General features: G+C 66.8%; 4 protein-coding genes. All 4 read right to left on the bottom strand.

Annotation, left to right across the window (positions count from 1 at the left end):
• Positions 1-320 precede the first annotated feature (320 nt).
• The 4 genes from EX88_RS0112220 to EX88_RS0112205 all read right to left on the bottom strand — a co-directional run bounded on the left by EX88_RS0112220 (position 321) and on the right by EX88_RS0112205 (position 11,484).
• Positions 321-2,930: a beta-mannosidase gene (locus EX88_RS0112220; RefSeq protein ID WP_031372275.1), complete on the bottom strand. Its 2,610-nt coding sequence runs from the start codon at positions 2,928-2,930 to the stop codon at positions 321-323.
• A gap of 365 nt (positions 2,931-3,295) precedes the next feature.
• Positions 3,296-6,202: a TonB-dependent receptor plug domain-containing protein gene (locus EX88_RS0112215; RefSeq protein WP_051885049.1), complete on the bottom strand. Its 2,907-nt coding sequence runs from the start codon at positions 6,200-6,202 to the stop codon at positions 3,296-3,298.
• Positions 6,203-6,373: 171 nt separating this feature from the next.
• A complete protein-coding gene (locus EX88_RS0112210; protein ID WP_051885048.1) occupies positions 6,374-8,797 on the bottom strand; it encodes a family 20 glycosylhydrolase in 2,424 nt (807 codons plus the stop codon).
• Between the two features lie 293 nt (positions 8,798-9,090).
• Positions 9,091-11,484, bottom strand: a complete 2,394-nt coding sequence (locus EX88_RS0112205; RefSeq protein ID WP_235186259.1) for a GH92 family glycosyl hydrolase — start codon at positions 11,482-11,484, stop codon at positions 9,091-9,093.
• Positions 11,485-11,628: the final 144 nt, after the last annotated feature.

The following is an 11,628-nucleotide window of genomic DNA, read 5'->3' as shown; positions in this document are numbered from 1 at the left end:
GGGCGTCGCTTCCATGCACGCGGCGCGGCGGTGGCGCGAACGTCACAGCCTGCGGGGCGTTGGGGTGGGATGCAAGTTGGGCTTGTTGCGGGGGCCAAAGAGCAAATCCCCCCTGCCCCCCTTTGCCAAAGGGGGGAGCAGCAAGCATCACCGGGGCTGGGTTTGGTATCGGTATCGATGTCGGTGCCGATGCCCGAACACGTCAATCATCGCCCCCTTAGGAAAAGGGGGCGAACGCACCGCGACGGCTGATGAAACCCGATCACTGCAGCGTGGGGGATTTGCTCTGCCCAACGAAAGCCGAGACGGCCCCCTGGCCATCAAGGCCGATACAAGGATCGCAGGCTCAAGGCGCGTTGCAGGCTGTCCAGGCCGGCCTTCGACTTCAACCCGATCTCCACGGTTTCGCCCGGCAGCACAGTCAGGGCGTTGTCGGCCAACTCGACGTCGTGATCGCCGAAATCGATCCAGACCGCGCGTGCGAGCTTGCTCGCCTTCAATTGCAAACGGTATCCCTCGCCATCGCGGCGCAGTTCGCCGTGCAGCTCGGGGTCCTGCCAGGCCAGGCGCCTGGATTCGCCGAAGTAGACGGCGCGACGCGACACCGTCTTGCCGTCGACGATGAGGTCGAACACCGCCGCGGTGCGCAAGGGATCGGCATCGCCGAGCAGTTCGGCGTCGCTCCAGGCGCCGGCCGCGGTCGAGGCCAACGCCGACAGGGTCGCCGGCTTGCGTTCGTCGCGGTGGACGCGGCCGTCGAAATCCATGACCCGCAAACGCCATTCGCCCTGCAAGGGTGTGGTGCGGTCCGACAGCAGGCTCAGCTCGGTGCGTCCGCCGCGCTCGCCGGACGGGCGACGCAAGGGCGCGATGGCGACGTCGGCGAAGAAGCGCTTGGCGTGGAAATGCAGCGGCTTCCAGCGCCCGTAGTAATCCAGGCTCGACCAGGACGCGCCCGGCCAGACGTCGTTCAACTGCCAATACAGCGAACCCATAGTTCGCGGACGCGAAGCGCGGTGGTGCAAGGCGGCCAGCTCGATGCCTTCGGCCTGTACCTGCTGGCTCAGATAGACGAAATCGGCGAAGTCGCGCGGCTCGCCGTATTCGCGGCGGATGTACAGCAGCAAGCGCGAGTTGCCGTCGCCGGCCAGGAACTTTTGGTGCGCGCGGATCACCGGCGCGTTGATGCCCTGCTCTTCGGGGCGGGCGAAACTGGCGATGGTGCGCAGCGACGGCCAACCCTGCAGGCCGTACTCGGACATGAAGCGCGGGGTCTCGTCGAGGTAGGCCGTGGCCGGCAAGGCCGGGCCGCCCCACACGTCCCAGTAATGCTTGTCGCCGTTGTTGGAGTCGTTGGCCTTGTCGGCCAGGTCGTTGCTCGGCGAACTCGACCAGTACGGCACGCCGGCCCCCTCTTCGGCGACGACCCGACGCAGGTCCTTGCCGAACAAGGCCACATAGCCCTCCCACACCGTCTGCGCGAACTTCGGATCGGCCGCGGCCAGCTTGGTCCGATGGCCCCAGTCCTTCCAGGCGGTTTCTTCTTCGTTGTTGCCGCACCACAGCACGATGCTGGGGTGGTTGCGCAAGCGGCGCACATTGTCGCGCGCCTCGGCCACGACGTTAGCGCGGAAAGCGGGGTCATAGCCGGGCGGCATGCCACCACCGAACATGAAGTCCTGCCAGACCATCAGCCCGAGTTCGTCGGCCAGCTCGAAGAAGTCGTCGGACTCGTAATAACCGCCGCCCCAGTTGCGCAGCATGTTCATGTTGGCGTCGCGTGCGGACTGCAGGTCGCGGCGCAGGCGCTCGCGGGTCACCCGCGCCGGGAAGGCGTCGAACGGAATCGCGTTGGCGCCCTTGGCGAACACCGGGATGCCGTTGACGACGAAAGCGAAGCCCTGGCCGCCGGCATCGCGCTCGCGGCGCAGTTCGATGCTGCGCAAGCCGGTGCGACGCTGGGCCGCCGCCTGCACGCCATCGGCGTCGCGCACGCGGGCCTTGAAGGTGTACAAGGCTTGCTCGCCGTAACCGACCGGGTACCACAGCCGCGGCTGCGGGATCGTCAGCGGCACCGATACGGTGTTGCGGCCGCTGCGCAGTTCGGTTTCGTGACGCACGGTCTCGCCCTTGCCTTGCGGACCGGCGTAGTCGATCTCGACCGTGACCTGGCCGGCGCGGTCGCTGTCGATCTCCAGCTCGACCGTGGCCTCGGCGGCGTCCTGGGCGATGCGGCGCGGCTGCACGTGCAGGTCGGCCAGGCGCAGGCGGTCCCAGCTTTCCAGCCGCACCGCGCGCCAGATGCCGGCACTGACGTAGCGCGGGCCCCAGTCCCAGCCGTAGTGGTAGCCGGGCTTGCGCACGAAGTTGGCGGTCATCGCATCGCGCGGCTCGTCGCCGTAGGGCGACGGGTAATTACCGGCGATCTTGTGCGGCATCGCCTGCACCTGCGGCAGCGTTCGCCGGATCGGCGAATCGAACACCACCCGCAGCTCATTGCCGCGTTCGCGCAGATGGCCCTGGGTCGGCACGCGCCAGGTGCGGAAACTGTTGTCGGCCTTGAGCAGTTCGACGCCGTTGAGCTGCACGGTCGCGAAGGTGTCCAGACCCTCGAACACCAGCTCGATGTGCGCACGCTTCAGGGTGGCGCGATCGACGTCGAAGGTGGTGCGGTATTCCCACTGCGCCAGGCCGATCCATTGCAGGCTGCGCTCGCGCGCGCCGACGTAGGGGTCGGCGATCAGGCCGGCGGCGAACAGATCGGTATGCACATGCCCCGGCACCTGCGCCTTGCGCCAATCGGTGGCAGCGGCATGCGCGGCGGCTTCGGGGTCGCCCGGCACCAGCCGGAACTGCCAATCGCCGTGCAAGGGCTGCGCGCTCGCCTCGGCCGCCCGGGCCCAGTCCGCGCTCAGGGCCGCGGCCAGCATCAGGCCGATCGCGGCGGCCGTGCGCAGTGCCGAAACGAAGGTGTTCTTGGACCGGAGTGTCGCCATGCTTGCCCCAAGGGAGTCGCTTGCCGTGGTTGCGCGGCCGCAGCAGCGGCGGCCGGCCATGAATTCGAAACCGGTCGTGCCCGAGGCCCGGGAGAAAAACGGGAGCGCCCATCCAGGCGCCCCCTGCCCGAGAATCGGGAAAAAACCCTGCGTCCCGCCTGGAGAGCGCGGAATCGCCGGGCCACCACCGCTTACTGGAGAGCGTTTGCCGCGGCCGGTCGCGAACGGCCGGCCGCGGGTATTGCATCGATGCATCGATACCGACCGCATCGGTCGGACCTGCATCGGTCAAGCCTGCATCAATCGAACTTGTAAACGAACTCGGCCGAGATTTCGCGGCCCACGCGCGAGAACACCCGTTCGTTGGCGTAGATGAAGAACATCTTGTAGGGGTCCTTGTACTCGGCTTCGTCGAACAGGTTGTCGATGTACAGGTTGACCCGGGCCTGTTCGGTCAGCTGGTAGCCGGCGGTCAGGTTGAAGTAGATCGGCGCCTTCAGCTTGCCGACCATCCGGCATTCCGTCGAGGTTTGCCCCGGCATGACCGGTGCGCAACGGTTGTAGTTGTCGCCGTTGGTGTGGCCGATGCGATTGGCGAACAGGGTGGCGTTCCACGGCCCGCGCGACCAGCTGGCGCTGGCGCGGGCGAAGGTGCGCACATCGTTGTCGCGGTTTTCCTGCATCGGCGCGCCCGGGTCGCGCTGCTCGTTGTTCTTCAACTGGTTGGTGTAGTTGAGCGCGAAGCTGAAGTCGCCCCAGGCCGTCGCCGGCAGCTTGTAGCGGGCCGACACGTCGACGCCCGCGACTTCGCGATAGGCGATATTGATCGGGCCGCTGCGCACCGAGGTCACCTGGCCCAAGGGATAGTTGGGATCGGCGACGCCGAAGGCGTTGGTGCCCGGGCTGCTGCGGCTCACGCGCGAGAGGATGCTCGAACACGTCGACGAGCCCGGCGCGACCTGCATCCGATCCGACGACCTGCGCGGAACGCCGTTGATGCACTGGCTTTCCAGGTCGAGGATGTCGGCGATGTCGAAATCGCGCACCTGGTTGTCGATGGTCATGCGCCAATAGTCGGCACTGAACGACAGATTGTCGGTCGCATCCCAGACCAGACCCGCACTCCAGGACTTGCCAGTCTCGCTGTCGAGCTTGAGGTTACCGGTGCGGCTGGTGGCGTGACGGTAATACACCGACGCCGAGCCGCAGTTCGGGCCCTGGTTGCGCTTGATGCACGAAGCGACGTCGGCGCTTTCCTGGGTGCCGGTGCCGCTGGTGGCGAACAGGTAATGCATGTCCGGCGCGCGGAAGGTGGTGTTGTAGGCGCCGCGCAGCAGCAGGCTTTCGATCGGGCGCCATTCCAGGCCGGCGTTCCAGGTGAAGTTGCCTTCCTTGCGGCTGTCGTCGTCGTAGCGATCGAAACGGCCGGCGGTGGTCAGGTCCAGCGATTCGAACAGCGGCAACTTGAACTCGACGCCGATCGCATAACGCTTGCGGTCGCCGCCGCCCTGGTTGGTACCGCCGGGCTGGTCGTACTGCTTGTTGGGGCCGAAGGTCAGCGGATCGGGGCTCAGACGATAGCCTTGCGAGCCCGCTTCCAACACCGCGGCGAAACCGACCGGGCCGGCCGGCAAGTCGAACAAGTCGCCGTTGACCGCGAACTGGGCCTGGTTCATCCACGACTTGGCACTGGAATGGCCGTGGGTGGTCAAGCGCTGGAAGGTCGCCATGTCCATCGGGTTCCAGAAACGATCCTGGTTCAAGCGATAGGCCGGCAAGCCGCCATTCGTGCCCAGCTGCGGCCCGAGGAAATACTCGTCGACCGCGCTCTGCACCACCGAGGGGAAGCTGAAGTCGACCTTGTACTCGGTGCGGCCGACGGTGGCGTCCCAGTTGAACCTTTCGCCGAAGCGGCCGCGCAGACCGCCGGCCAGGTCCCAGGAGCGTTCGTTGGTGTAGAACAGGAACGGATCGCGGCCGCCGGCCTCGGGCACGGTGAAGGCGCGACGCGCCTGGTAGCTGCGGCCGGTGCCCTGGTCATAGAAGGCGCCGCCTCGGTTCAACTCGAAGCGCAGGGCCTCGTCCTGGCGCGACTCGCCTTCGCTGTCCCACAACGAGGCGCTGACCCAGGCCTGCATGCCGTTGTCGAAGTCGTAGCTGAAATTGCCGAAGGCCGAGACGTTGTTGGACCCGTTGCGCAGGCTCCACAAGGCGTTGCCCTTGCCCTGGGTGCAGCTGTAGCCGGGGAACTCGGGGGCATTGCCCTCGTTGCCGATGAAGTTGTGCAGCGGCAAGTCCTGGAAGCGGTCGCAGGCGCCGGTCGGCGGCGTCACGCGGCGCTTGCTGGCGCTGTCGATCAGTTCCACGCCCCAGACCCACGGCCAGGGATCGTTGACCAGCGGCTTGACCGTGTTGGCCGGCTCGAGGTCGGAGTCGACGAACTCGCGGTCGCCGGCGAACAAAGTTTCGCGGCCGCTCCACTGCACGCCGTAGGTCGCGCTCCACTTGTCGCCGGTGCGGCCGCCGGTCCACGACAGGTCGAAGGAGTCGCCGCCGCCGCGGGTGGTGGTACCGCCCTTGATGCGCACTTCGTCGCCATTGAAGTTCTTCTTCATGATGACGTTGATCACGCCCGCCATCGCGTCGGAACCGTAGATCGCCGAGCCGCCGCTGGCCAACACTTCGATGCGCTCGACCGCGGCCATGGGGATGTTGTTGAAATTGGCGAAGTTGCCGCGGCCCTCATAAGGCAGCGGGTAATCGGCGACGCGGCGCCCGTCGATCAGCAGCAGGGTGCGGCCCGGCCCGAGATTGCGCATGTTGAGCGGGCTGGCGTTCGGCGTCGGGCCCTTGTTGACGTCGGCCTGCACCGAGCCGGTGACCTCGGTCAGGGTGCTCAACGCTTCGTACACGGTCGAGAAGCCTTCGCGCTTGATCTGGTCGGCGCTGATCACCGTGACCGGCGCCGGGCCTTCGACTTCGGCGCGCTTGATGCGCGAACCGGTGACGGTGATCTTGTCGATCGACTTGACCTCGCCGGCCGCGGCCGCCGGGTCCTGCGCGCTCGCTTCCTGCGCCGCCGCGGCCAGCGGCAGATACAAGGCGGCGAGCATCGCCGCAGTCAAGACGTTCCTGTGTGCGCGGCGGCGTTCCGTCGGCGTGCGGCTCGGATGCTGGCGCTCGTTGCGGTGCTGATTGTGGTTCACCTGCTACCCCTCCCAATCGCGGCCGAACCCTCGGCCAAGGTTACGTTCGTGCTCTGTGTCGAGCTGCTGTGGCGTTTTTGTGGCGTTCTCTATTTGGATCGATCTAAAAAAAGGGCAAAAAAAATCCACCCGTACTTCGTCGAACTAGCGATGCGAACGGCGCGGCGCGCATCAATGCACCGCACCCTTCGCATCGAGATCCTGCAGCGTCTGTCCCGGCGCGGCCCAACGCAAGCGCAGGCTCTGCCCGCCGCCACGCTGGTACCAGGCCAGGCGCAGACGATGCCAGCCGCGGCGCAGCGGCAGCGAACCTTCCAGAGTCTGGTCGTAACTGTCGTTGCGGATGACCCGCTCGCCGTCGACGTACAAGGCCGAACGGTCGTCGCCCTGCAAGGCGAAGCGATACACGCCGTCGGCCGGCACTTCGATCAGGCCTTCGTACTGCAGACCGTAGCGGCTTTGCCGCGCATACGGCGCCAGGTCCAGAGAGGTCGCGACGCCCTGCTCGACCGGCGCGGCCGCGGCTTCGAACTCGTCGAGAGTGGAGAACTGGCCTTCGTACAGGCGATAGCTCAAGCCCGCGCTCTTGCGCTTGGGCGGCGCCACCGCCGCGCGATAGCTGCGGTACTGCACCTGCGCGCTGTGCACGCCGCTGCGACGGCCGTTGCCGAGCACGGTGACGGTGCGCAAGCTGCGTACCTGGTCGAGCGGCACGCGCACTTCGATCGGGCCTGCGTAAACCGGCGAGGCATCGCTCGGCTCGCTGCCGTCGACGGTGTAGCGGATGGTCGCGCCCGGCACCGATGCGGTCAGCTCGAACACCTGCACGAATTCGTCGGGCGCGCCCTGGCCCTGTACCTGCATCACGTCCTTCAGCCCGGCCGGCGCCGAGATGCGGTAGCCGACCTGTTCGCGGTCCAGACGCGGAAACTGCCCGCGCAAGCGCTGTTGGAAATCGGCGAAATCGCGGTCGCCCTGCGGCGTCCAGGCGACTTCGGCCAGGGCGAGCATGCGCGGGAACACCATGTACTCGACCATCGCCTCGGTCTTGAGGTACTCGCTCCAGACGTTACCCTGCACGCCGAGCACGTGCTTGGCCTGCGCGGCATCGAGTTCCTTCGGCACCGGGTCGTAACCGTAGACCTTGTCCAGGCTCAGCTCGCCGCCGAGGTTCCACTGCTCGTGGCGCGCCGGCCCCTGGCCGTAGTCGAAATAGCAGCACTGGGTCGGGGTCATGATGACGTCGTGCCCCTGGCGCGCCGCGGCGATGCCGCCGGCTTCGCCGCGCCAGGACATCACCGTCGCGTCCGGGGCCAGGCCGCCTTCGAGGATCTCGTCCCAGCCGATGATGCGCTTGCCGCGCGAATGCAGGAACTTCTCCATGCGCTGGATGAAGTAGCTCTGCAACTCGTGTTCGTCCTTCAGGCCTTCGCGGCGGATCACCGCCTGCGCGACTTCGCTGCTCTGCCAGCGCGTCTTCGGCGCTTCGTCGCCGCCGATGTGCAGGTAGGGCGCCGGGAACAGCGCCACCACTTCGTCGAGCACGTTCTCGAGGAACTTGAAGGTCTCCTCTTTCGGGCAATAAATGTCGTCGTACACGCCCCAGTTGCTGCCGACCTCGAACGGCCCCGGCGTGCAGGCCAGTTCCGGGTATGCGGCCAGCGCGGCCAACGAGTGGCCCGGCATCTCGATTTCCGGGATCACCATGATGTGGCGGGCCTTGGCGTAGGCCACGACCTCGCGCACTTCGTCCTGGGTGTAGAAACCGCCGTAAGGCTTGCCGTCGCCGACGTAGGGATCGATGTTGCGGCCGAGCACGGTTTCCTTGCGCTGCGCGCCGATCTTGGTCAGCTTCGGATAGCGCTTGATCTCGATGCGCCAGCCCTGGTCCTCGGTCAGGTGCCAGTGAAACGTATTGAGCTTGTACTGCGCCATCAGGTCGACATAGCGCTTGATGAAGGCGACCGGGTACATATGCCGGCCGACGTCGAGGTGCATGCCGCGGTAAACGAAGCGCGGCTGGTCCTCGATACTCAACGCGGGCAAGCGCAATGCTTGCGCGCTGCGCGCTGCCGGCAACAACTGGCGCAGCGATTGATAGCCGTAGAACAAACCCGCAGGCGGGCCGGACAGACGAATGCCGCGCGCGGTAATTTCCAGGGTGTAACGCTCTTTCGAGCGCGCATCGGCATGGGCGGCGACCGGCTCGGCGACCAACTGCACATAGCGGCTGGGGTCGGCCTCGCCCTTGTGCACGCGCGGCGCGCCGCTGCGCAACGGCAGGGTCAGGTCCTGGGTCGCGATCAGTTCGTCGCGCAGCAACTGGGCAATGGCGCGCGCTTCGGCGTTGTTGGCATAGAGCGTGGTCGTAGCGTCGAGAACGAACTCGCCCTCGCCGCGCAGCAGCTTCGCCGGCAGCGGCACCAGTTCGGGCGCGGCCAGCGCCGTGCCGGCATTGGCGGCGACCTTGCTCGCACCGGCCAGCGGAACCTCGTCGGCGTGCGCCAACGGCGCCAGGCCGATCGCCGCGCCGACCAGGCTCAGCATCGCCACGCGCAGTTTCGAACGTCCCATCTTCGCCAATGCGTCTTTCATCGAATCGGTTTCCTCGAACTGCTTCGAATCAACTGCCGCTTTGAGTTCCGCGCCCCCGGCCGAGGCTGGGATCGCGGATCTGCACTGCCATGCCGCCCTGAAGTTCGTCATCCCCGCGAAGGCGGGGATCCAGAGACTTCAGAGCTATAACGCAGTAAGGCCCTGGATCCCCGCCTTCGCGGGGACGACGGTCTGGAAACGGACGAACCCAGGCCGGACTTCAGCGCCTCGACTTCACCCTCATGGCCTCGCCGCCATGACGTCATTACCGAAACTTCACCGCATCGAACCCATCACTGCGGCGACGCGCAGGCCGACTTCGGCAGCGCCTCCGCCTTCGTGCCCCAACCTGCGGCCGGCGGCATCTTGTCGAGCGCGAAACGCAAAGTGCCGCCGTTGCGCAACTTCGCCCAATCCAGCCAGACCCGGTCCTGCGGCTTGCCGTCGAAGCTGGCCGACTGCACGTACTGCAGGCCGCGGCCGTCCGCGCCGGGCGCTTCGATGGTCAGGGTCTTGCCCTGCCCCAGGTCGAGCTCGATCTTTTCGAAACGCGGCGTGTGCAGCAGCAGTTCGCCGGTGCCGGGCACCGCCGGGTACAGGCCGATCGCGCTGAACAGATACCAGGCCGACATCGTGCCCAGGTCGTCGTTGCCGGTGACGCCGTTCGGCGCGTTGGTGAACAAGGCCTGCGCCGAGCGCAGCACCGCCGTGGTCTTCCACGGCTGGCCGATCAGCGTGTACATCCACGGGCTGTGCAGATCGGGCTCGTTATTCGGGTTGTAACGGTATTGGTTGTAATAGCTGTAGGGCCCGACCACCCACTGCTTGCGCGCCGCATTGAGCGGGTCGGCGACGAGTTGGTCGTAGGCGAAGAACGCATCCAGGCGCTTGCCGGTCTGCTCATTGCCGCCCATCGCCGCGACCAGGCCGGGCATGTCTTGCTGCACCAGCCACTGGTACTGCCAGGCGGTGCCTTCGTGGAAGCCGTGGTGCGAACGTGGGCTGTAGCCGCCGTCGGCCTCGACGTAGAACTGGCCGTCGTCCAGGCGCGGACGCGGGAAACCGCGGAAACCCAGCTCCGGATCGGCCGCCTCGGCGTCCCAGACCTTGCGCCAGTTGCGGCCGCGTTCGCGCAAGGTCGCCGCGTCGGCGCTTTGGCCGAGGGCGTCGGCCATCTGCGACAAGGAGCAATCGGCCAGTGCGTATTCCAGGGTCGAGGAACCGCCGTGGTGCGGATCGACGTCCATGCTCTTGGCCGGGAAGGCACGGTCGTACTGGACGAAACCGCGCTCCAGATAGCTCGGATTGCCGGCGCGGCCGTTGCTGCGCACCAGCGCCGGCGGCGTGCCGTAGGCGTTCTCGCGCAAGGCCTTATAGGCCTGCTGCTCGCGGCCTTCGAGCGCGCCGAAACGCCACAGATCGACCATGAACGGCGTCGCCGGGTCGCCGGTCATGACGTTGCTGTCGTAGTTGGCGTAGCCCCAGCGCGGCAGCCAGCCGTTCTGTTCGTGGATCTTGAGCATGGAGTTGGCGATGTCGCGTGCACGCTGCGGACGCAGCATGGCCAGAAGCTGGTTCTGCGAGCGATAGGTGTCCCACAGCGAGAAATACTCGTAATAGGTCCAGCCTTCGGCTTTGTGGATTTCGGTGTCGTAGCCGCGGTAGCGGCCGTCGCTGTCGCTGCCGGTCAACGGCTGCAGCAGCGAGTGGTACAGCGCGGTGTAGAACACGACGCGGTCGTCGGCGCTGCCGCCGCTGACCCGCACCGAGTCCAGTTCCTTGCGCCAGCCGTCCTGCGCCTGCTTGCGCATCGCATCGAAGCTCAGCAGCTTGCCGTTCTTCATGCCTTCGTCGCGCAGGTTGCGGCGCGCGCCTTCGGCATCGACGTGCGAGATCGCGCTGACCGCGCTGACCGCGCGGCCGTCCTTGGTATCGAAGGTGAACCAGGCGCCGTGCGGACGCGTGTCGCCCTGCATGCTGGCGCGGCCGCCGGCGTGACCGCCGGTTTCGTCCCAGGTGCCGAAGCTGGCGAAGGGGCGGTCGAACTCCATGCGGTACCAGGTCGTGTACTGCTGGCCGCCGCAGAAGCTCTTGGTGACTATCTTGCCTTCGACGACGCGGTCGCCGATCACCTGCACGCTGCTGCCGACGACGAGATGACGCTCGTTGGCCTGGCCGGTGTTGACCAGGATCGTGCCCTGCTTGGCGCCGGCCGGAAAGGTGTAACGCTCGGCCGCTGCGCGCGTCAGCGCGGTCGCCTCGGCGTCGATGGGGCCGGCAGCTTCGCCGGTCAGGCGCACCTTGTAATAGCCGGCCTGGCCGACTTCGCCGTCGTGGGTATATGCCGACGCGTAGGCCTTCTGGTCGAAGGACTTGAATTCCTTGGTGTCGAAACGCTTGCCCGGGCCGATTTCGCCGGTGGTCGGCAGCACCGACAACTGACCGCCCTGCTCCCAGCAACCCGCGCCGGAAATGAAAGAGTGGCCGAAGCCGCGGATCTTCGGATCGTCGTAACGCCAGCCGCTGTAGTGATCGCCGATCGGGCTGATCTGGATCAGGCCGAACGGTGCGCTCGCGCCCGGAAAGGTGTTGCCGTCGTCCTTGCTGCCGATGAAGGTGTTGACCTCGCTCGCCGGATCGCGGCTGGGCGTGGCGGCATGGGCATTCAGCACGCCGGCGAGCGCCAGGGTCAGTGCCGCGGCGATCGGCCAGGCCTTGCCGTCGAAAACCGAAACCAAACCGCGCCTGCGCCGTACCGGATTGCGAGTCATCGTTGCCTTGCCCTGCCTGTGGTGTGGGAGATTCCGTCGCGGCGGCGCGGTTGCGCCGCC

The sequence above is a fragment of the Lysobacter antibioticus genome, from assembly GCF_000731095.1.
GTDB classification, from domain to species: Bacteria; Pseudomonadota; Gammaproteobacteria; order Xanthomonadales; family Xanthomonadaceae; genus Lysobacter; species Lysobacter antibioticus_B.
Note: the sequence above shows the minus strand (reverse complement) of the source record. Positions and strands in the feature narration are given on the sequence as shown.